General features: G+C 52.3%; 23 protein-coding genes. 17 read left to right on the forward strand and 6 right to left on the reverse strand.

Going from position 1 to position 21,200, the window contains the following annotated elements; translation table 11 throughout:
- Window positions 1-645: 645 nt before the first annotated feature.
- Entirely contained in the window at window positions 646-807 is a 162-nt protein-coding gene (locus OCH80_RS06185; protein ID WP_404538992.1) for a hypothetical protein, read from the forward strand.
- A gap of 38 nt (window positions 808-845) precedes the next feature.
- Window positions 846-1,292 carry a sortase gene (locus tag OCH80_RS06190; protein WP_404538995.1) on the forward strand — a complete coding sequence of 149 codons (447 nt, stop codon included), beginning with the start codon at window positions 846-848 and terminating at the stop codon, window positions 1,290-1,292.
- A gap of 123 nt (window positions 1,293-1,415) precedes the next feature.
- Here OCH80_RS06190 and OCH80_RS06195 read toward each other — a convergent pair whose 3' ends face one another.
- Entirely contained in the window at window positions 1,416-2,276 is an 861-nt protein-coding gene (locus OCH80_RS06195) for a pseudouridine synthase (protein WP_206988523.1), read from the reverse strand.
- Between the two features lie 125 nt (window positions 2,277-2,401).
- Between OCH80_RS06195 and OCH80_RS06200 the strand changes: the two genes are divergently transcribed.
- The 6 genes from OCH80_RS06200 (at window position 2,402) to OCH80_RS06225 (ending at window position 10,296) form a co-directional block, all read left to right on the forward strand.
- Window positions 2,402-4,489 (forward strand): transglycosylase domain-containing protein, encoded by a 2,088-nt coding sequence (locus OCH80_RS06200; protein ID WP_404538998.1) that lies wholly within the window; start codon window positions 2,402-2,404, stop codon window positions 4,487-4,489.
- Between the two features lie 46 nt (window positions 4,490-4,535).
- Window positions 4,536-4,889: a YlbF family regulator gene (locus OCH80_RS06205; protein WP_154549332.1), complete on the forward strand. Its 354-nt coding sequence runs from the start codon at window positions 4,536-4,538 to the stop codon at window positions 4,887-4,889.
- A complete protein-coding gene (locus OCH80_RS06210; protein ID WP_404539001.1) occupies window positions 4,889-6,103 on the forward strand; it encodes an exonuclease SbcCD subunit D in 1,215 nt (404 codons plus the stop codon). Before OCH80_RS06205 ends, OCH80_RS06210 begins: the two co-directional genes overlap by 1 nt.
- A complete protein-coding gene (locus tag OCH80_RS06215; protein WP_404539004.1) occupies window positions 6,100-8,682 on the forward strand; it encodes an AAA family ATPase in 2,583 nt (860 codons plus the stop codon). The genes OCH80_RS06210 and OCH80_RS06215 overlap by 4 nt, the downstream gene beginning before the upstream one ends.
- 1 nt (window position 8,683) lies before the next feature.
- Window positions 8,684-9,655: a 3'-5' exoribonuclease YhaM family protein gene (locus OCH80_RS06220; protein ID WP_404539007.1), complete on the forward strand. Its 972-nt coding sequence runs from the start codon at window positions 8,684-8,686 to the stop codon at window positions 9,653-9,655.
- A 425-nt stretch (window positions 9,656-10,080) separates the two neighbouring features.
- Window positions 10,081-10,296, forward strand: coding sequence for a hypothetical protein (locus OCH80_RS06225; protein WP_404539010.1), 216 nt, complete (start codon window positions 10,081-10,083; stop codon window positions 10,294-10,296).
- A gap of 69 nt (window positions 10,297-10,365) precedes the next feature.
- Here OCH80_RS06225 and OCH80_RS06230 read toward each other — a convergent pair whose 3' ends face one another.
- From OCH80_RS06230 to pyrF, 3 genes are all read right to left on the reverse strand, one after another.
- Window positions 10,366-11,301 (reverse strand): peptidylprolyl isomerase PrsA, encoded by a 936-nt coding sequence (locus OCH80_RS06230; RefSeq protein WP_404539013.1) that lies wholly within the window; start codon window positions 11,299-11,301, stop codon window positions 10,366-10,368.
- 151 nt (window positions 11,302-11,452) lie between these two features.
- Window positions 11,453-12,076, reverse strand: coding sequence for an orotate phosphoribosyltransferase (gene pyrE, locus OCH80_RS06235; RefSeq protein ID WP_404539016.1), 624 nt, complete (start codon window positions 12,074-12,076; stop codon window positions 11,453-11,455).
- Window position 12,077: 1 nt separating this feature from the next.
- On the reverse strand, window positions 12,078-12,791 hold the full coding sequence (gene pyrF, locus OCH80_RS06240; protein WP_404539019.1) for an orotidine-5'-phosphate decarboxylase: 714 nt from the start codon (window positions 12,789-12,791) through the stop codon (window positions 12,078-12,080).
- Between the two features lie 262 nt (window positions 12,792-13,053).
- On the opposite strand from pyrF, the gene OCH80_RS06245 reads away from it, so the two are divergent.
- Window positions 13,054-13,983 (forward strand): dihydroorotate dehydrogenase, encoded by a 930-nt coding sequence (locus OCH80_RS06245; protein WP_404539021.1) that lies wholly within the window; start codon window positions 13,054-13,056, stop codon window positions 13,981-13,983.
- A 76-nt stretch (window positions 13,984-14,059) separates the two neighbouring features.
- Here the strand turns inward: OCH80_RS06245 and OCH80_RS06250 are convergent, their stop codons facing one another.
- Window positions 14,060-14,410: a YtxH domain-containing protein gene (locus tag OCH80_RS06250; protein ID WP_154549340.1), complete on the reverse strand. Its 351-nt coding sequence runs from the start codon at window positions 14,408-14,410 to the stop codon at window positions 14,060-14,062.
- 19 nt (window positions 14,411-14,429) lie between these two features.
- On the reverse strand, window positions 14,430-14,867 hold the full coding sequence (locus OCH80_RS06255; protein WP_154549341.1) for an HIT family protein: 438 nt from the start codon (window positions 14,865-14,867) through the stop codon (window positions 14,430-14,432).
- A gap of 94 nt (window positions 14,868-14,961) precedes the next feature.
- On the opposite strand from OCH80_RS06255, the gene OCH80_RS06260 reads away from it, so the two are divergent.
- The 8 genes from OCH80_RS06260 to OCH80_RS06295 all read left to right on the forward strand — a co-directional run bounded on the left by OCH80_RS06260 (window position 14,962) and on the right by OCH80_RS06295 (window position 20,971).
- A complete protein-coding gene (locus OCH80_RS06260; protein WP_404539026.1) occupies window positions 14,962-15,702 on the forward strand; it encodes an ABC transporter ATP-binding protein in 741 nt (246 codons plus the stop codon).
- Window positions 15,695-16,927, forward strand: coding sequence for an ABC transporter permease (locus OCH80_RS06265; protein ID WP_404539028.1), 1,233 nt, complete (start codon window positions 15,695-15,697; stop codon window positions 16,925-16,927). The genes OCH80_RS06260 and OCH80_RS06265 overlap by 8 nt, the downstream gene beginning before the upstream one ends.
- A gap of 61 nt (window positions 16,928-16,988) precedes the next feature.
- Window positions 16,989-17,651, forward strand: a complete 663-nt coding sequence (gene trmB, locus OCH80_RS06270; protein ID WP_154549344.1) for a tRNA (guanosine(46)-N7)-methyltransferase TrmB — start codon at window positions 16,989-16,991, stop codon at window positions 17,649-17,651.
- A gap of 57 nt (window positions 17,652-17,708) precedes the next feature.
- On the forward strand, window positions 17,709-18,029 hold the full coding sequence (locus OCH80_RS06275) for a thioredoxin family protein (RefSeq protein WP_154549345.1): 321 nt from the start codon (window positions 17,709-17,711) through the stop codon (window positions 18,027-18,029).
- Window positions 18,030-18,051: 22 nt separating this feature from the next.
- Window positions 18,052-18,699 carry a YtpR family tRNA-binding protein gene (gene ytpR, locus OCH80_RS06280; RefSeq protein WP_154549346.1) on the forward strand — a complete coding sequence of 216 codons (648 nt, stop codon included), beginning with the start codon at window positions 18,052-18,054 and terminating at the stop codon, window positions 18,697-18,699.
- 186 nt (window positions 18,700-18,885) lie between these two features.
- On the forward strand, window positions 18,886-19,398 hold the full coding sequence (locus tag OCH80_RS06285; protein WP_154549569.1) for a zinc-ribbon domain-containing protein: 513 nt from the start codon (window positions 18,886-18,888) through the stop codon (window positions 19,396-19,398).
- The gene (locus OCH80_RS06290; RefSeq protein ID WP_404539033.1) at window positions 19,295-20,275 is read left to right on the forward strand and encodes a TcaA 3rd/4th domain-containing protein; all 981 of its coding nucleotides are present in this window, start codon (window positions 19,295-19,297) and stop codon (window positions 20,273-20,275) included. The genes OCH80_RS06285 and OCH80_RS06290 overlap by 104 nt, the downstream gene beginning before the upstream one ends.
- A gap of 87 nt (window positions 20,276-20,362) precedes the next feature.
- The gene (locus tag OCH80_RS06295; RefSeq protein ID WP_404539035.1) at window positions 20,363-20,971 is read left to right on the forward strand and encodes a hypothetical protein; all 609 of its coding nucleotides are present in this window, start codon (window positions 20,363-20,365) and stop codon (window positions 20,969-20,971) included.
- The last annotated feature ends 229 nt before the right edge of the window (window positions 20,972-21,200 follow it).

The raw sequence follows: 21,200 nt of genomic DNA on the forward strand, positions 1-21,200 counted from the left end.
CTAAAAAACGAAAAAACGCCAAAAATAATGATAGTTATAAATTCATTGCAATAGGTGATCGCTGGCAAAACGGCTGACCAAGTGGCTATGCAAAAATGATGAAAATGCCTGCAAACGTTGACGTAATCGCTTTTTTCGGAATAAGTCAGCCAAAGATCGGCTGGTAGATTTGGTCGGCTGCAGCTTTTTTCAGGAATGGCTGAGTGTTTTTGCAAAGGAACTGATATAAATTAGTAATGAAAATATAAAAGCCCCTTTTTCACCTGCTTGGGAAAGGGGCTTATTCTTTGGGATGCGGATTGGCTAAAAGACATGAATCGCGCCGTATTCCACGTCTGTAGACTGTCAGCATACAGCAAAAATAAGAAATAGGCCAGCCAGTTGCTTAACTGTTAGGTGAAATTTGAAATTGCTATGATTGCTAAAAACTAATGAGAATTTCACAAAAAGTGCTTGCCCAGCGAATCTGAAAGGATTATGTTTATAACTAGAGAAATAAAAGCGGATTACCTTAATTTTAGACAAAGTTAGCTTGCTGTTTAATTTGATGTTATCTGCTATTTTTATGTTAATGAGCTAGTTGAAAACAACCGAAAGCCGAAGAAATCATCCAAGTCCAGCTCCAGTCCCAGCACCAGAAAGGGAGTGCCGACCAAACCGGAATATCCTGGCCAAGAGCAGACCAGCAAGCATCAGTCTGCCAAAGGCTCCAGCACCCATGGCTTGGTCAAGACTTTGCCGCAAATGCCACGCCTGCCGCAGACTGGCCAGCTCAACTGGCCGGTTAGCTGCTGGCCCACAATCTAGTTGAAGATCACGCTGCCGGCAGTTCAGCCCAAGCAGTCGTGCAGAAGCTGAAAGAACAGAGACCTCAAGAAAACGGCCAGCAGGACCAGAGCACGATTGAGGTGCGGGGAACCGCTTATTGCGGCTATCTCAGCTTCCCCAAGCTGCAGCAGACCCTGCCGGTCGCCAGCAGGTGGCGCTTCAGCCAGCTGGAGGTCTCACCGGCCACTTATACCGGCTCTGCTGCTGACCGCGACTGGGTCGTGGCCGGGCACAACTTCGTGAACCACTTTGGCCGCTTGAACCAGCTGCAGGTCGGCGACAAGGTCTATTTCAAAGCTGCCAGCGGCAGGCGTTACGTCTACCGGGTGGCAAAGCTGGAGGTCTTGAAGTCGACGGCTATTAGCAAGATGGTCAAGAGCAAGTACGATCTGAGCCTATTTACCTGTACTTATTCCGGCCTGACCCGCTTCACGGTCAGATGCCGCTTATTGCAAATCAAATAGCAATCCATGAGCAATCCAATTTCGCGTTGGATTGCTTTTTTGCTGAACAAAATTTGGTCTAGTCAGCTCTTTAGGCTATAATAGCCATATTTGAATCGTCAAAAAGGATTTAGAACCGCAAGCTTATCTTTGGTCTGCTGGCAAAAGGACCTGGACCGGGTCAAAACTGTAAGGCTTGATGAAGGAGAGCCGCCAGCCGGCCAGCTGCAGCTCTTGCCCTTCAGCATAGCGGGGATTGTAGAGGGGGTCACCTACGATGGGGCAGCCCAGGCTGGCCAGGTGGACCCTGATCTGGTGGGTCCGGCCGGTCTCCAGGCTCACCAGGAGCTTGGCGGAAGCCGTGCCTCTTTCAAGCACTTGGTAGTGGGTGACGGCCCGCAGGCCATCTGGGCGGACCATTCTTTTTCTTTGGTCATTGGGATCTTGGCCAATGGGCAAATTAATCGTGCCGGAGTCTGGCAATTTTTGTCCCAAGTCAGTTAAGTCGACCGTGGCCAGGTAGTCCCGCTTCAAAGTCTTTGACAGCAATTGCCGGTTCATGATCGGGACCACGGCCGGATTCTTGGCGACCAGCAAGAGGCCGCCAGTCAGCATGTCCAGGCGGTGGATGATGTAAGGACTCTGGCCCAGGTAGCTGGCACAGTCGTTCAAGGCGGTTCCGTTTTCTCCCTGGTTGGGGTGGGTCTTTTGCCCTTTAGGCTTATTGATGACCAAAAGGTTCGCGTCCTCGTAGACCACTTCTGGCAGCCGGCCGCTTGGCGGGTAGGGTCTTTGGGCAGAGGCAACCTGGTCCAGGTAAAGGTCAATGACCTCGCCTGGCTGGACCAGCTCGTTGAAATTCCGGTAGCTGCCGTTGATGAGGACTTGTTTCTCAATGCGCAGAAAATGCCGCCACTTGCGGGGCAGCAGCAATTCGCGCAGGAGGTCGCCAACGGCTTCTGGCGTCTTGCTTTCGGGGTAAGTCAGAGTAAAATGATAAATCATGCTTGGGTCATCTCCGTCTTTCTAAAAATCAATTTAAGAAATCAATAACTTGCTGCCTCCTGATCCGGACCTAGGCAGCATTTATGCTAAAATCTACTTGTTATAGCTAAAGGAGCAGATAGTAAATGGAACATAGGCGCAACAGGCAAGAGAACAAGAGCAGTCAGCCCCAGGGGCATTGGCTGCGGCGCTTCAACCACCGCTTTCAAATCATCCGCTGGCTGATCCTGGCCATCTTGAGCGTAGTTCTTGTCACATGTACTTATTATACCTTTAAGGTGAAGACTGCCAATCTTTCCAATTTGGAAGCCTCCCTGGCCAAGACCACGGTGATTTATGACAATCAGGGCAAAAAGGCGGGTTCAGTTTCTTCCGGCAAGGGCAGCTACGTCAGCTTAAGCAAGATTTCGCCCAATATTCAAAAGGCCGTCGTCTCCACGGAAGACCGGACTTTCTGGACCAACCCGGGTTTTAGCGTGAAAGGGATCATGCGGGCTTTTGCCTCATATCTCGTCCACCACGGGAATATTTCCGGGGGCGGGTCGACCATCACCCAGCAGCTGGTCAAGAACTCAATTCTGACCCAGCAGCAGACCCTGTCGCGCAAGATCGCGGAAATTTTTTACGCGGTACAGGTCACCAAGGTCTACTCTAAGAAGCAGATTTTGACCATGTACCTGAACAATGCCTACTTTGGCAACGGGGTCTACGGGGTGCAAGACGCCAGCCGCAAGTACTTTGGCAAAAACGCCAGCCAGGTCTCCTTGGGCGAGGGGGCCACTTTGGCGGGGATGCTGCGGAGTCCGTCTTACTACAATCCGATTGACTCCATGTCCCACGCGACCAGCCGGCGGAACCTGGTTCTGGAATTGATGGTTGAAAACCAGGCCATCAGCCGAGCACAGTGCCAGGCGGCGCAAAAGACCAGCTTGGTCTTAAAGGATACTTATTCCGCCAAGAGCGGCTACAAGTATCCCTACTACTTTGATGCCGTCATCGATGAAGCGGTCAACAAGTACCACATCAGTGAAAACGAGATTATGTCCAAGGGGCTGAAGATCTACACGAGCTTAAACCAAAACTACCAACAGGCCATGCAGACCAGCTTCAAGAACCAAGCCAACTTCCCGGCCAGCGCGGCTGACGGGACCAAGGTCCAGGGGGCCAGCGTGGCCATGGACCCCAAGACTGGGGCCGTCGCGGCCTTGGTGGGCGGGCGCGGCAAGCACGTCTTCCGCGGCTACAACCGGGCCACCCAGATGCGCCGGCAGCCAGGGAGCTCCATCAAGCCCCTGGCCGTCTACGCGGCCGCGCTTGAAAAGGGCTACCACTACGACTCAAAGCTTTCCAACAAGCGCCAGTCCTTTGGGAAGAACAATTATTCACCAGTCAACGTTGACAACCAGTATTCTGACCAGATCACCATGTATCAGGCTATCGCGCAGAGCAAGAACGTGCCAGCGGTCTGGCTTTTGAATAAGATTGGCGTTTCGACCGGGGTCTCCTACTTGAAGAAGTTTGGGATTACCGTGCCAAAGAGCGACCAGAACCTGGCTTTGGCCCTGGGCGGCCTCTCGACTGGGGTAAGCCCCATGCAGATGGCCAGAGCCTACTCAGCTTTCGCCAATTCCGGCAAGCTGCCAGACAGTTCCTACCTGATCACCAAAATCACCGACGCCTCCGGCAACGTGATTGCTGAAAACCGCGATACCGGCAGCAAGCAGATCATCTCGGCGGACACGGCCAAGGAAATGACTGAGATGCTGCTGAGCGTCTTCCGGGTCGGGACCGCCGTCAACGCCCAGCCTTATGGCTACTCCGTTGCCGGCAAGACCGGGTCCACGGAAGTTTCTTTTGCTTACGGGACCAAGGACCAGTGGATCGTCGGCTATACTCCTGACGTGGTCGTTTCAACCTGGGTTGGCTTTGACAAGACTGACAAGACCCACTATATGCAAGGAATTTCCGAAACGGGGATTACCTCCCTCTATAAGGCAGAAATGCAGGCTCTTCTGCCATATAGCAAGCAGTCGTCCTTCAAGGTGCAAGCTGCCGATTCCATGGCCAGCTCAAACGGGACCGCAGGCAAGTCCAGTGCAAGTTCAGAGGACTTTGGCAGCAAGGTCAAGCAGTCGATCTCAGATGGCTTAAATAATGCCAAGAACAAGATCAACTCATGGTACAATAATTTTAAGAACATGATGGGCAAGTAGCCCAAGCTGGCAGAATGCCGGTTTAAGCAGAGCATAGGAGAAAAATATGGTAAACATTTTTGATTCAGCCAACCAAGTAGCCGAAGACTTGAAGCAGACCCAGGAATTCGTGGCCTTAAAGCAGGCCATGGCAGCCGTAAAGGCCAATCCGGACAGTCTGGCCCTGTTCAAGGAGCTGGACCAGGCCCAAATGGAGATCATGGAAGCCCAAGCCAACGGCAAGGCCTTGACTGACGAGCAAAAGGACCACTTTGAAAGCTTGAACAGCCGCGTCTCCCAAGACGGGACCCTGCAGGGGATGCTTCTGGCTGAGCAGCAGGTCTACACCCTGCTCAATGAAGTGCAGAAGAACATCGGCAAGCCATTGACCGATGAATACGAAGATTTGAGAAACGCATAATGAAATTCATTCATTTTGCTGACGCGCACTTAGATAGTCCATTTCGTGGACTATCTTTTTTGCCAACAGACGAATATGAAAGAGTCCGCGCTTCCGCTGACGAGTCCCTCACGCGGATCGTGGACCTGGCAATTGCTGAACGGGTGGACCTGGTCTTAGTGGCCGGGGACAGCTTCGATTCAAACAAGCCATCGCCTGCCAGCCAGCTCTTCTTTGCCAAGCAGCTCCAGCGCCTGACCGATGCCCAGATCCAAGTCGTCATGATTTTCGGGAACCATGACTACATGCAGGCCAGCGACCTTCTGGTCAAGCAAAGCCCTTACTTTAAGCTGCTGGGCGACGGGCAGGAGGTCGAGCGAGCCGATTTTGTGACTAAGAGCGGTTTTAAGTACAGCGTGACCGGCTTCTCTTATGCGGAAAACCATATTGAGGAGGACATGATTCCCCATTTTCCGCCCAGAGGCAGCGAATATGCCTTCGGCTTGATGCATGCCGCGCAAAAGGCAGCCAGCGGCAATGTTTACGCGCCATTTGCCTTAAATGAGCTCAAGGACCTGCAATATGACTACTTTGCCTTGGGCCACATCCATGCCGGCCAAGTGCTGGCGGATGATCCCTGGATAGTTTACCCGGGAAATATTCAAGGGCGCGATATTGGCGAACTTGGCGGCAAGGGCTGCATCTTGGGCACGGTTGATGAAGCCAGCGGGAAAACCACGATTGACTTCAAGCCCACGGCCTCAATCGTCTGGCGCCAGGTCAGCCTGGAACTCGCGGAGAGCTTGAGCAAGAGTGAGCTCGAAGCCAGAGTCGTTAGGGAACTGGCGCAAAAGTGCCAGGGCAAGACCTACTTCTCCTTAGAGTTGCGGGGGACGGAATATCTGACTGGCGACCAGCTGGAATTCTGGGCTGATGAGCATGCCTGGGAGGGCGTGTCCCAGCAGCTGCCGGCTGACTCACGCCTGGTTGACGTCCGTTTTGCCGTTAAGGGCGTGGTCAAGCTCAGCGGCAGCGACCAGGAAGCCTTTAAGACGGCTGAAGCAGAAGTTCTGGCTGACGAGCAGCTGAAAGCAGCCGCCAAGACCTGGCTTAAGAAGGACCAGCTGGCCCAGGAATTATTTGCGGATCCGCAATTTATCGCTGGCTTAAAGCAATTGGTCAAGGTCAAGCTGGCCGAGCGGCTGGCGGGACTTAAGGGGGAGATCGACAAATGAGACTGAAGCAGATCAAGATGCGCAATTTTGGCCAGTTCAGCCAGCAGACCTTTACCTTGCCTGAGGGAAACCTGGACGTCTTCTTTGGCCCCAATGAGGCCGGCAAGAGCACCACGGTAGCCTTTATCAAGCAGGTCATGTTCGGCTTCAACTTGAAGAATACCGCCTCCAGCTTTTTTGAAGATTACGAGCCCTTGTCCAAGAGCTATCCAATGGGCGGAAGCCTGGTCTTTGAGGCTGACGACGGGGAATATGAATTGACGAGAACCTGGAGCAAGGGCGAAAAGCCAAAGACCGGGAAGCTGACCGTCTGCAAGGATGGGCAGGAAGTGCCCGAGAGCCTGTTTTTTGACCAGATCCAGAATATTGACGGCGGCTTCTACGCTGACAGCTTCATTTTTAATGAAGACCTGCTCCGCCAGGTCACTGGCCTGTCGGAGGGCGAGATCCTGGAGAACATTTACTACTTGGGGGCAGCGCAGAGCAGCCAGCTCTTGGCCATCCGCCAGGACCTGGAAAAGGAGGCCAGCAGCCTCTTTAAGCCGACCAGCCACAAGATGCCGGTCAACGTGGCTTTGGACAAGGTCCAGGCTGACCGGGCGCAAGCCGCGGCCGCGGGGGAGGAGTTTGACGCCTATAAGCAGCTGAATGATGAGCTGCTGCAAGAAGAAGGCAAGGCAGCCAAGATTGCCAAGCAGATCAGCGAGCTGGAAGGCGAGCTGAAGAAGCGCGAGAAAATGGCGGAACAGGTCCAGAACTACCAAAGCTACTTGGAATTGAAGCAACAGGTCAAGGCGGTTGACTTTGACGAAGAAGGCTACCAGCAGGCCGTCAAGCTGAATGCCCAGGTACAGACCCTGCAGGCAGCTATTGGCAAGGAGCAGGCCAGCCTGAAGCCGCTGGCGCGGGACTTGGACCTGCCAGAAGAAAGAAAGCAGCTGAGTGCCTTTAAAAAAGCGGCCGCGGAGTTTGAACGCAAGCTGGCGGCCGTCAATGACCAGCTGGACGCCTTAGCCAGCAAGCAGGCCAGCCTGCTCAAGCTGACGGCCAACTTGAACAAGGTCGTATCTTTGACGCCGGATGAGTTCAACCGGCTGCACGCGGATTGGACCAACAGCCGGCAAAAGGAAGCCGCGGCAGACGACCAGCTGAAGCAGCTGGCAAGCCAGACCGATAAAGCGGATGAAACGGCAGGAGCGGCAAAGAAGCCAAATCTGCTGGTCTATGGCGCGCTTTATTTGCTTATTTCCCTGCTCATTGCCTTTATTGCTAAATCGCCGGTCCTTTTGGCCGTATTAGTGGCAGTTGGCCTTGGCCTCTACTTCTGGCAGGCCGGCAGGCAAAAGCAGGCCCAGGCCAGCGGACGGGCCGAGCAGGCAGCGAAAGCCGAGCAGGCCCAGCGCTTGCGCCAGGAGCTGCTCGATGAAGAGGAGGCCTTTGCCCGCCGCTACGGCTTCCGGGCCAGTGACGTCAATTTGGATGACCTGGTCAGCAGCTACCGCGATTTTGTCATCAATGCCACCCAGGTCAAGGAGCTGCAGGATAAGCGCGAAAGCCTCGCGGGCAGCTTGGAAGCTTTGGCCAAGCAGATCCAGGACTGGACTAAGACGCCAGTGCCGCAGGATTTGGCGGCTATTTCCGGTCAGCTGGAAGCGGCAGATGAGCAGCTGGCCCTTTATGAGCGCCAGCAGCGGGACTTTGACCAGGCCAGCGCCCAAGTGGCCAATGACCAGAAGCTGCTCCGGGAAGTCGACTTGCGCCTGCAAAAGCTTTTGACCAAGGAAAAAGTCAAGAGTCTGGATGAATTTACGGAAAGGGCCAAGGAGCAGCGCCGGCAAGCCAGCCTGCAGGCCCAGCTGACCGCAGTTAAGAATGCCTTGGGCGAGCAATTGGCGCGCTTTGAAGCCGGCGGCTTTGATGCCAGTCAATTGGCGGCAGCCACGGCGGAGTTAAGCCAGCAGCTGGCTGAGGCTAAGCGGCGGCTGCAGCTTGAGCAGCAGGCGATCTCTGACCTGCATGCCCGCCGCGGCCAGTATGCCGATTCGGCCAAGGTCTTTGCCCTCAAGCAGAACCTGGCCAAGGATGAGGCCCAGTTCAAGAAAGACAGTCAGGACTACCTGGCCAGCCTGCTGGCCGGCCAAGTCATTGGCCGGGCTCTGGATCTGGCCTCAAATGACCGCTTTCCGAAGATGCTCAAGACGGCCAAGGACTACTTCAGCCTGTTAACGGGCGGCCGCTACCTGGACATTATTCTCCCGGAGAAGAAGTCCAAGCGGACCCCGCTCAAGGTCGTCAGGGCCGACAAGAAGAAGCTGCCGGTTGAATACCTGTCAAGAGGGACCCAGGAGCAGCTCTATTTTGCCCTGAAGCTGGCTTTTGTCGTGCAGATCGAGGACAAGATCGACTTGCCGGTCTTGATCGATGATTCATTCGTCAACTTTGACGGCAAGCGGACCGGCTATATTGCCGGCCTGCTGGCCAAGCTCAGCCAGGACAAGCAAATTTTGGTTTTCACGGCGCGTGAGGACTTGGCGCGGCAGTTAAGCGACGCGCCTTTAAGGTATGTGAAGGAGGACTAGCGTGCTGAAACGTCTGCTAGATTACAACGAGGGAGAAGAATTCGACCTGATTCTGATGCTGAAGAGCTCTCAACTCAGACAGGACAAAAAGGGGCGTCACTACTTATTGCTCCAGTTGGCCGACTCATCCGGCACGATCCGGGGCAACTACTGGAATGCCACCCAGGAAGATGCCAGCCGCTTTTCGGCGGGAACGGTGGTGGCCTTGTCGGGCATGATTGAGGAATACCGCGATCATGACCAGATCAAGATTTTTTCCATGCACCCAGTTGGCGCTGATGAAAAGGTGGACATGAGCCAGTTCGTCCAGACGGGCCCAGAAGCACCAAGCGACATGAAACAGGAAATTCAGGCCTTCGTTGACCGGATTGACAATCAGACCTGGTCAGATTTGGTGACCTACCTGCTCAAGAAATGGGATAAGCGCTTTTTTGCCTACCCGGCAGGCAAGTCCAACCACCACGCCTTCAAGGGCGGCTTGGCCTTTCATACCCTGACCATGCTGAGGGATGCTGACGGAATTTCCAGAAACTACCCAGAAGTCAACCAATCATTGCTGTTTGCCGGCTGCATTCTCCACGATATGGGGAAGGTGCTGGAACTTTCCGGCCCGGTGGCCACCCAGTACACGACTGAAGGCAACCTGATCGGCCACCTGGTCTTGATTGATGAGCAGCTGGTCTTGGCGGCCCATGACTTGGGCATCGCGCCAGATTCAGAAGACCTGCTGCTCTTGCGGCACATGGTCTTGTCTCATCATGGCCGCTATGAGTACGGATCGCCTAAGCTGCCAGCCCTGCTGGAGGCTGAGCTGCTGCACCGGATCGATGACCTGGATGCCGCGGTCAACGCGATCAGCAATGAGCTGAAGGGCACCAAGCCTGGCAGCTTTACGCCGCCAATGATGGCGCAAGACGGCAAGCGCTACTACCGGCCAAAAAAAGATGAAAATCTGGACCGCTTTAATAAATAGTGGTCATGGAGGCAAAATATTTAAGCAAAGCAGGCCAAAGACCTGCTTTTTTGTTAGCCTTGCTTATTTTTGCAAACTTTCAGGCAAATTTGACGGCCTGGCTTGATGGGCGGAATTAAATTTGCTTTAACATTTTAACAAAAATATCATTTTGCAGAAAGGACAAGAACGATGAACTTGTTGACATCAAACAATGTGAACTTCTTTTATGGCTATGCTTATTTCGAGTAAGCGTCCGCTGAGTACGGACGCGAGACGCCCGTATCTCAGCTAGCCAATTGTTTGATGTGCCTGCTGGATACAAGATCAATCCAGCCTGGCCGTGAGATGCGTTTAGCTCTTGACTATGAAATAAACCACCTGGATTGAAGGATGTCTTCAAACGGGTGGTTTTTATTTTAGTTTTTTAGTAAAGAGTGAACACGATGGGAATTGTATTGGTAGGCTTCATGGCATGTGGCAAGACGACGATTGGCGAGCTGCTGGCCAAGCGTCAGGGCGGCTACGGCCGGGGCGGAGATCAGCTTGGTCAACCTGCAGATCCTGGATGCCGACGGGGTCTTGCCGCTGGTCTTTGGGCTGATCGTGACCGGGCCAGAAAGATCCTGGCCGGCCATTTTCCGGAAGTTGGACAAAACTAAAAAAGCCAAAGAAAAAGAGCAGCGTCAGTTGACGTTGCTCTTTTTGCTTTACTTCATTTTGCCGCGGGCTTAGTTGCCTGAAGCAGAGGTTGAGGCTGAACTTGCTGAAGTGCTTGCTGAAGGGTTCAGGTAGCTGGAAAGCAGGTTCTTGCTCTTCAGGTCCTTGTCCTTGATTTCAACATTGGCCTTCTTCAAAACCTTGCCGATGATCTTGGTCATCGTGTTTGAGTCGGCAGCCCAAGTTTGGTAGATCTGCTTGTCGATGAACTTCTTGTGGCTTGCGTATGAGCCCTTCGGAGCTACCTTCAAGACCTTGATGACTTCGTAGCCAGATGAGGTCTTGACTGGAGTAGTAGTGTACTGACCTTCCTTAAGCTTCCAAGCTGCCTTCTTGAAGGTTGATGACAGGGAAGTGTCGGTTGAGTCGAAGGCTGCCAGCTTGCCGCCTTTGCTCTTGGTTGCAGTATCGGTTGAGTACTTCTTAGCCAGAGTCGCGAAACTGGTGCCGCTCTTCAGCTTCTTGATGACCGTTTCTGCGTCAGCCTTGCTTGAAGTTGAAATGTGCTGAACGGTTACATCAGGGGTGTAGCTCTTCCACCACTTCTTTTCTTGGGCAGTTGAAACCTTCTTCAGGTCCTTCAAAGCCGCGATTGAGTACAAGTTGGTGGCCAGGTTCTGCTTGAAGCTGTCAGTAGTCAAGCCGCTGTAGCTCAATACGCTGCTGAAGCTTGAGCCGTATTGCTTCTTGTACTTGTTGTATTCGGCGTTGATCTTCTTTGAAGATACCTTGTCGCCGTATTGCTGCTTCAAGGTCCGGTAGATGATCAGGCTGACCAAGGTTGATTGGCCGGCTGAAGTGTTCTTCATTTGCGTGTAGTACTCATCCTGAGTGATCTTGCCGCCCTTGTAGTTGACAACGGTTGGGCTGCTTGAGCAGGCTGCAGTGGACAGACCGATTGCAGCAGTTGCAGCCAATACGACGATTCTCTTCAATTGCTTGTTCATAAATGTATATCTCCACATCCTTAATACGTACTGGTAACTAATATACCATATTTTAAGCAGTTTAGAGCCGAATGCAGAAAACTTCATGAAAAAGTCACTATCTTAAAAAAGATTTTAAGATTTTGCCACATTATCTGCTAAAAAATGCCGTTTACCGTTGCCAATGCCAAGGATCCTTGTGCCAAGCCAAAAGCTCTTCGTATTGGTCTTTGGTGACCGTCTTGGCGATTTCCTGCTCAATCAGTTCCCGGTAGTTGAGCAAAGGCGCGAACTTGGTGTCGGCCTTCTTGAAGTTCTCGTCCGCGTCTGGCAGGAGGTAAGTGAAAATGGAGCTGACCCCGTCAACCTGGGCCCCTTCCTTTCTAATGGCTTGCACGGCCGAAAGGACTGAGCCGCCAGTTGAGATCAGGTCGTCGATCAAGACGATGTGGTCATTTGCGTCAACGCGGCCTTCGATCTGCCGGCCCTTGCCGTGGTCTTTTGGCTTGGAGCGGACGTAGATCATTGGCAGGCCCATGACTTGGGCAACCCAGGCAGCGTGCGGGATGCCGGCGGTTGCGACCCCGCCGATCACCGTGACTGCTGGGAATTCCTGCTTGATCAGGGCGGCCAGGTTTTCAGCGATGGCTTGGCGCAATTCTGGGTAGGAAATCGTTTGCCGCAGGTCAGTGTAGATTGGTGAGTGCATCCCGCTGGCATAGACGAATTCGCTGTCAGGTGAAATAGTTACGATTTTCTTGGCGATTAATTGGCGAATGATTTCATTGTTGTCCATTTTAGTTTTCTCTCCAGTCTTGCAAAATCTCTTGGTAGGCCTTGGCTGGGTCAGCGGCCTGGGTGATTGGTCGGCCGACGACAATGGCGCTTGACCCGTTCTTTCTGGCTTGGGCAGGGGTAGTGACCCGGGCCTGGTCGTCTTTCTGGTAGTTCTTGGGGCGGATGCCAGGGGTGACGAACATAAAGTCGTCAGGGAATTCTGCCTTCATCCCAGCCACTTCCAGGGGCGAGCAGATGATCCCGTCGGCGCCGGCTTCCTGGGCCTGGTGGGCCAGGGCCTTGACCTCATCTTTCAGCGGCAGGCTGCAGTGCTGCTCATCTTTTAAGACTTCTTCTGAGATTGAGGTCAGCTCCGTGACGGCCAGCAGCTTCGGTACTGGCTTGCCAGCCGGCGTTCCGGCAATCAGGCCTTCTTTGGCGGCCTTGATCATCTCCTTGCCGCCCAGAGCGTGGACGGTCGTGCAGTAGACGCCCAGCTTGGCCAGCTGCTTGGCTGACCGCTTGACCGTGTTGGGGATGTCGTGCAGCTTCAGGTCCAGGAAGATTTTGAAGCCTTTGGCTGACAGTTCACGAACGATCTCACTGCCATATTGGTAGAACATTTCCATTCCGACCTTGACGTGGATTTCCTGGCTGGGATCCAGCTGCTTTAACAGGGCCCACATGTCTGCTTCCTTGTCAAAGTCCAGGGCAATAAATAATGGTTTGGTCATTGCTACTCCTTAAAAAAACACCGAAAAAAGCCCGCCAGAGTCTAAAGAGACCCCAGGCGGGCATACGGGTGCATACAAAATACTTTTGTGGTGCTTGTGGTCTCTCTGTACCATTTAAAGCTTAGTTACATGAATGCTAACACGAACAATTTAAAAAATCAAGAGCAAATCGCCCTTGTGTTTTGGGATTTTTTGTAGGATAATTTTGACGAATTTCAAACAAGTTATAAATTTGCAAAAGAGCGCTTTTTGGGAGGACAAAATGGCTAATGAAATCAATTTATCCGTCAAGCTGCCTGGCTTGAACATGAAGAACCCGGTCATGCCAGCCAGCGGGACTTTCGCCTTTGGCGATCTGCCAGAGAACTTTGACTGGGACCAGCTGGGGGCCATGGTGATCAAGACGACCACCCGCCACGCGCGCACGGGCAACCCGCAGCCGCAGATTGCCATGCTCAAGGATGGGGTCATGAATGCCGTGGGCTTGACCAACCCAGGCGTTGAAGTGGTCGCGAAAGAAAAGCTGCCGGCCTTGCGCCAGAAGCACCCGGACCTGCCAATTCTAGCCAGCGTAGGCGGGGAGAGCGTGCAGGACTACGTGGAGGTCGCTGAGATCCTGGCCGCCGGAAAGCCAGATGCGCTGGAGCTGAACCTGTCTTGCCCGAACGTGTCTGAAGGCGGGATGACCTTTGGCGTTCATCCAGAAATGGTTGAGCGGGTTACCCGGCTGGTAAAGGAGCACGTTAATCTGCCGGTCTATGTCAAGCTGACTCCAAACGTGACCGACATTACTGAAATCGCCAAGGCGGCTGAACGGGGTGGGGCAGACGGCCTGACCCTGATCAACACCGTCTTGGGCCTGCACCTGGATTTGCAAAGCCGCCGGCCGGTCCTGGGCAACGACTTTGGCGGAGTATCCGGTGAAGCCGTCAAGCCTTTGGCTATCCGTATGGTTGCTCAGGTGCATCAGGCAACGGATCTGCCAATTATTGGCGTGGGCGGCATCAACAGCGCTGAAGACGCGGCGGAATTCATGCTCGCCGGGGCTTCAGCTGTGCAGATCGGGACCATGAATTTCTACGACAAGCTGGCCCTGCCGCATGTAATTGCCGGCCTGCCAGCCGTCTTGGCCAAGATGGGGGCCAGCGACGTCAACGAAATCGTGGGCCAGTGGCAGTCCAACAAGGAATAGCGGAAAACAGGCGAAAAAACAAAAACTACCAAGCCAGGTCAATCAAGGCCAGGCTTGGTAGTTTTTTAGCTGGGATTTAGTTTTCGCTTTGGTTCAAGTCCTGGTTGAGATCTTCGCTTAAGCGGTCGATCTTTTCCTGCAGGCGGGCGATTTCGTCGTTGGCTTCCAGCTTGAAGCGGTCAACGTCGGTCGTCAGGTCGTCCAGCATCTGCGTGGCGTTTGGCAGCTCTTCTGCCAGGCGCCTGCTTGCGTCGGCCGCCTTGCCGGCGCCGCGCTGGAGCTCTTCATGGGCTTCTTTGATGTCTTTGGCGTCCTTCTTCAAGTAGTCGCGGGTGCTGTTGCCGCTTTCGTCAGGCAAGAAGGCAATAACGGCGCCAGCCGCTGCCCCTAGGAGGAAGCCCAGGCCAAAATGCTTAAAGTCTGCCATGTCGCGTGCCTCCTTTTACTTAAAACTGGGCCTTGATGGCGTCAGCCACGGCTTGGTACTTGGCTTCATCATATTGGTCGGCGTTGTTGCGGGTGAAGAACTTGATGCCGTCGCCTTCCCAGCGAGGGATGAAGTGGATGTGGGAGTGCATGACCACTTGGCCGGCAACTGGGCCGTTGTTGCTGGTGATGTTCATGGCTTGAATTCTTGGGTTGGACTTCTTGATGGCGTTGGCGATTTCTGGAATGTATTGCAGGAATCTTTGGGCATCTTCAGCCGTGTAGTCAAAGAAGTTGACGATGTGCTTCTTTGGAACCATCAATACGTGGCCTTCGTTGACTTGGGAGATGTCCAGGAAGGCCTTGACGTCATCATTTTCAAAAACAGTGTAGCTGCCGATTTCGCCGCGGATGATCTTGCAGAACAGGCAGTCGTCGATTAATTCGTTTTCGCTCATGTTGGTACCTCTTTTGCTTGTATATTATTTTAGATTCTTTATGCCTTCATGCTATCATAAGACAAGGACAAAAACATAAAGAAAGATAGGAAAAATGACTTTAAAAATTGAGCATTTAACTGGCGGCTATAGTGGCACGCCAGTCATCAAAGATATCAATTTGACCATCAAGCCGGGCGAGGCCTTGGGATTGATCGGGCTGAACGGGGCCGGCAAGTCAACCACGATCAAGCATCTTCTCGGCCTTTTGCGCCCGCAGCAGGGGAAGATCAGCCTGGATGGGATCAGCCTGGTCACTGAACCGTCCAAGTTCAAGAAGAAGCTGGCCTACATCCCCGAAACCCCGGTCATCTACCCGGAGCTGACCTTGAAGGAGCATTTGGAACTGACCATGCTGGCTTATGACTTAAACCTGGACGAAGCTTGGGAAAAGGCCCACCGCCTGCTGAAGACTTTCAGGCTGGATGACAAGCTGGACTGGCTGCCGGTTCACTTTTCCAAGGGGATGCAGCAGAAGGTGATGATCACGGCCGCTTTTTTGGCGCCAGCCAAGCTGCTGGTGATCGATGAGCCTTTTACCGGCCTGGATCCCTTGGCCGTGGCCAACTTCATCGACTTGATCAGGCAAGGCAAGCAGGAGGGGAAAGAAATCCTGATGACGACCCACGTCCTCGCCGATGCCCAGCAGGCCATCTCCAACTATGCCGTCTTAAACCGCGGCACGATTGAAGTGGTGGGCACTTTGGACGAGATTCGCCGCCATTACGGCTTAAAGGCCACCGATTCCTTTGACCGCCTCTACCAGCTGCTTTACCAGGAGCAGAGCAATGCGTGATCTAGCAAAGAGAAGACTTGCTGCCAACCTGCGGCAGTCAGTCAAGTACCTGACTCTGGTTTTTAACGACTTTTTCGTCCTGGCCATCATCTTCATGTTCGGAGCCTTGATGTTCTGGTACGCCCAGGCAATGAAGACCATGCCCAGGAATTTGTGGTACTACCCCTTGCTTTTGGCCCTCATTCTCTGGCTGCCGACTTTAAGCGGGAAGCTGGTTACTTTGCTCCAAGACGCGGACCGGCAGTTCCTTTTGACCAAAGACGACCAGATGGAGGAGTACCTGGCCCCAATGCGCCGCTACAGCATGTACCTGCCAACCTTCCTGCTGGCCTTGACGGGCGGGGTGATGTTTCCCTTTGCCAGAATCAAGCTGGGGATCAGCCCGCTGAGCTACCTGCTCTTGCTCTTGGGCCTTGGCGCGGGCAAGTACTTTGACCTGCTCTGGACCAGCCGCCACTTTGATTTTGACCATGCAATCGCCCGCGGCCTCCGGCTTGCCCGCCTGGCCAACCTGGCTGGCTTGCTGGCCTTGCTTTGGCTTGGCCGGAATTTTGCCTGCCTGCTCTTAGCCGGCAACTTGCTGGCCATTTTGCTGGCCAGCAGGGGCAAGCGCCAGAAGCTGTTTGACTGGCAGTACGCGATCGACTATGAGCGAAGCAGAAAGGAAGTCGTCTATGCCGCCTTCTCCATGTTTACGGACGTCCGCGAGCGCAAGATTCAAGTCAAGCGGCGCAAGTACCTGGACTTCCTCTTGCCAAAAACGTGCAAGCGGGAGACGCCAAACAGCTTCTTGTACCGGCGGACGCTTCTGCGCGACCCGGAATACCTGAACCTCTTGGTCCGGATGACGGCTTTTGCCATCCTGCTGACGATCGTGGTGCAGAGCCCTTACTGGGTCCTGGGCTTAAGCGCCCTGGTGCTCTACTTGACCGTCTGGCAGCTGCTGCCGCTGGGGCAGGCCTATGACAAGAACGTCATGTACCGGGTCTACCCGATCACGCGCGAAAAGCGGGGACAAGACCTGCGCCGGGTCTTGGGCGGGGCCGTTTTCCTGCAAGCCGCGCTCCTGGCCGTCTGCTGGCTCCTGCTTTTGCCAGAGCACAAGCTCTTGTGCGCCTTAGCCATTATGGCCTGGGCGGCCATCTTGGCCGGCCGTTACCTGCCATGCAAGACGGCGGAAGAAGACAAGCGGGCCAGATACCGGGGAAAAAAGCGGGGCAAATAGTCCGCGAATAGGTTAAAATGCTAAGATAGCAATTTTTTTACGAAAAGGAAGAACATACAGAATGCGTTTAAAGAACAAGCCATGGGCCAACCAACTGATCGATGATCACCCAGAAGCCGCCTTGGACCGGCCGGATCCCGAGGTCAAGATTGACTGGGACAGCCGCTTTGCCAAGAAGCAGCCGATTGAAATCGAAATTGGCTCGGGCAAGGGCCAGTTCATCACCACCTTGGCCCAGCAGCACCCGGAAAAGAACTTCATCGCCATGGAAATCCAAAAGACCGCGGCCGGCATCATCTTGAAGAAGAAGCTGGATGAGGGCCTGGACAACCTGCAGATCCTTTGCGCCGACGCGGCCAATCTGGTCGCCTACTTTGGCCAGAATTCCACCAACCGGATTTACCTCAACTTCTCCGATCCTTGGCCAAAGACCCGCCATGAAAAGCGTCGCCTGACCTACCGCAGTTTCCTGGAAGAATACCGGCAGGTCTTGACCGCTGACGGGATGATCGAGTTCAAGACTGACAATGCCGGCCTGTTTGCCTACAGCCTCAAGAGCATGAACAACTTCGGGATGCACTTTGACTTCGTGTCCGTTGACCTTCACCATGAAAAAGAAGAAATCGTGGCCGCCAACATCGAAACCGAGTACGAGCACAAATTTGCCTCAAAAGGCAACCCGATCTACTGCCTGCACGCTGATTTTTTGGACAAGGACAGATAAATCGGGTAAAATATCCTTAAAAAGATTTCACTTATAAAAAGTAAGTAGGAGGGCAAAATGGAAGATTACCAAGTCGTTGACAAAGAAAAGCTGGCTGACTTGACCAAGAGTGGCCGCACCGTGGTAGAATTCAGCGCTGACTGGTGCCCGGACTGCCGTTTTTTGGATCCGGCCATGCCAAGCATTGAAGCCGACTTCGCTGACAGCCGCTTCATCAAGGTTGACCGCGACGGCTCCATTGACTTGTGCAAGGAAATGAACATTATGGGAATTCCTTCATTTGTCGTCTACCAAGATGGACAAGAAATTGGTAGACTAGTTAATGGAGATCGCAAGAGCAAACAAGAAGTAGAAGATTTCTTGCGTTCTGTTGACTAAATAAGAGGGGACAGTTAGATCCATGATCACTAGTATTAACAAGATTAGTTATCCAAACACCTTGATCGTTATTTTGGCGCAAGGCGAAGGTGCAAGCAATTACGAAGAAAAGCCGGACGTTACGCGCGTGACTGACAGCAAGGGCAAGCTGACTGGTTTCAACTTCTTTAACGTTGACAAGCTTCTTGACTACGACAAGCTGCCAAACGGCCAAGTAAAGCTCAATGCTGATGAAGTTGCCGCTTTGAACAAGAAGCTGGCGGAAGTCGGCTTTGACGACCAGCTGGAAGTTTCCAAGCCAACCCTGGTTTACGGCTACGTTAAGACCTGCGAGGCCCACCCGGACTCAGACCACCTGCACGTGACGACCATTGACGTTGGCGACGGCACGGACCACCAAATCGTCTGCGGCGCGCCAAACATTGCCCAAGGGCAAAAGGTCGTCGTTGCCTTGTCAGGCACTTTGATGCCAGACGGCAAGCAAATCTGGCCAGGTGCCCTGCGCGGCGTTGAATCAGACGGCATGATCTGCTCAGCCCGTGAACTGGGCCTGGCTCATGCTCCGCAAAAGCGCGGCATTATGGTTGTGCCTGACACCTTTAAGGTTGGGGATGAATTCGAACCAACCAAGTGCGACGAATTGCTCGCCAGCGGTGTGATTACGCTGTAATCGGATATTTAACCCAGCATCGGAAACGGTGCTGGGTTTTTGTTTTGGTGAAAAAATGGGTAAGTTAAGGTATAGGGAATCAAGTGAAGATAAAAGAATAGAGATAAAAATATAAGTTGAAGTTGAGTGACAACTTGTGATTTTGCTATAATTTTATAAAGGCAATAGACAAGTCGAGGAAAAAGAATGAAAAATATCAAATACTGCCCTAATTGCGGTCAGGCAGTTGAGAAAGGCGCTGCCTTTTGCCAGAATTGCGGGGCTAGCTTGAATCCACCGGAGAAAAGGGCTAGCCGGACTGGGCGTAAGAAAAGCAAAAAGCAGCAAAGGATCATTGCTACCGTTGCTCTCGCTATGCTGGCCTTTGCTGGCTACTACCTGTGGGGGAGCAGCCAGTACAGCAAGGACCAGCAAGTCGATTGGATCATGGCGGCGCTGGTTAGCCCAGACGAAGATGCCACGAGATACATTGTGACAGACAGCGCTACTTTAGCAGTCAACCATGAGAATCTGGCGCCACTCCAGAAGTTCTACAAGGAGCACCAGACCGCAGCTAACCGGATGGGGCAGAACTTTAAGGCGGGGGACAACAAGTATGGCGACTTCCGCTTTGTTCAAAGCGGTCATTATGCTGGGACTTTTTCCGAAATACAAGCTGCAGGTCAGGACTTATCAGCCGGCGGTGGTGACCAACCATGAGGGCTCGCAAGTGACGGTCAATGGGGAGAAGATCGGAAAATTGACAGCTAAGGGCGAAAATGCCTATACCAAGCGGCTGGGGCTGATATTTCCTGGGAAATATCGGCTAAAAGTGACCGCGGAAGTCGAAGGTCGCAAGCTTTCTGCCAGTTCGACGGTGAATATCAACAGCGATGACACCATTAACTTGAACATCAGCACTGAGACTTTTACGGTAAAAAGCGTGCCAAATGGGGTAGTGTATGTCGATGGGCAAAATGTCGGCAGCTTGGATGATAGCGGCGAGTTGACCCTGAAGGACTACCCAGTGACCAAGAATATGAGCCTCTATGTGGCCTACCAAAACGGAGACAATTTGGTGCAGTCTAATCCCGTGGCTGACCTGGGCAGCGCTTTTGCAGAGGCCAGTGAGGGCTATGATACTAGTGATATTTATTACAGTGACCTAGCTAGCGATGACAGCAATGATGCTGTGACGACCCAGGATGATGGCTACCTGATTCAGCCTAAGTGGGCAGGGTTAGTCGGAAAAAGTGCAGCCGAGAGTTTGTTTGATACGAATTACAACGATCCGGACCCAGACCGCTTTGTCGGCGGGAGTTCAAATAGCGGCTACCAGCAGATTAAGTCGGAAAATAACCGGTGGGATGAGTCCGATAAGATCTTGAGCTATTCGCAAACTGCGACGGTGTCAGCTGTTTATCCATTGAGCGACACAGAAAGTCAGGCCATCTACCGGATTGATTACACCTTCGTTCATGAAAGTGATGTCCATGAGCAGATTTTTGAATATAGTGGCGTGGTTGAGAAGTCAGGGGATGAGTACCTGATCCAGTCTTTAGGCGGTGCCAAGAAGATATCTGATACTACGACGTAGAATTAAGGATGGATGTTTAGCCTACCCTTAGCTTTTAATAGTAAGATTAGATAAAATTAATAGTGTGAAAATGTGAGAGTGAAGCAAATGAAAGTTAGAAAGATTATAGCAGCAGTGTCTGCTGTAAGCGCAATATTGCTTGTTGCTGGATGCAGCGGTAATTCGCAACAAGATTCTGAAAAAACAGTGAAATCATCAAAGCAGAGCAGTAAGAAACAGTCCTCAAAGAAGAAATCTAGTAAGAAAAAAGTCTATAAGGCAAAACTGGTTAATAATCAGTCAGCTAAATCTAGTGAAAGTTCTTCGTCTGAGTCTAGTTCATCCAGTTCAAATAGCCAATCATCTGCCAGTTCTTCCAGTTCATCTAGCAAACAAAGCCAAAAGTATACTGATGAAGAATATGCAGCAGCGGTTCTAATTACTGGTGAGAATGCAAAATATGGATTTGGTGATCAAAGTATTTTTTCACAATCAACTAAAGCGGACAATGTCTATTACTATCAGGGACAGCCGGGAAATCCACACCAAACTCGGATTACTGCAAATGCCAATGGTGTTTATGTTGAGTATGATATTAACTTTGCTCACCCAAATGGGATGTCCCAAACGACCTTTAGCAAGACAGAATTAGAGTCAACGCTAGCTCAAGAAAAGACGAAAATCGATTCCTACCTAAGTAGCCAACAAAGTAACTAATAATTTACTTGATCTACCAAAAGATTGTGAGCATCAGATTGGCGTTAAAGAAAATATAGATAAATGAAAGCCTAGTACAAGTATGCTTGTACTAGGCTTTTACTTTTAATAAACGTGAGATTAATGTGAACATTACAAGGATTAGTAAAGAGAAATAATGTAGGTTAAATTTTTTACGCTGATTGTAAAATCAAATTGAACACTGTTCCGATCTAGTAAGTGAAAATCG

Origin of the sequence: Lactobacillus sp. 23-2 (assembly GCF_044902225.1) — a bacterium.
GTDB classification, from domain to species: domain Bacteria; phylum Bacillota; class Bacilli; order Lactobacillales; family Lactobacillaceae; genus Lactobacillus; species Lactobacillus absianus.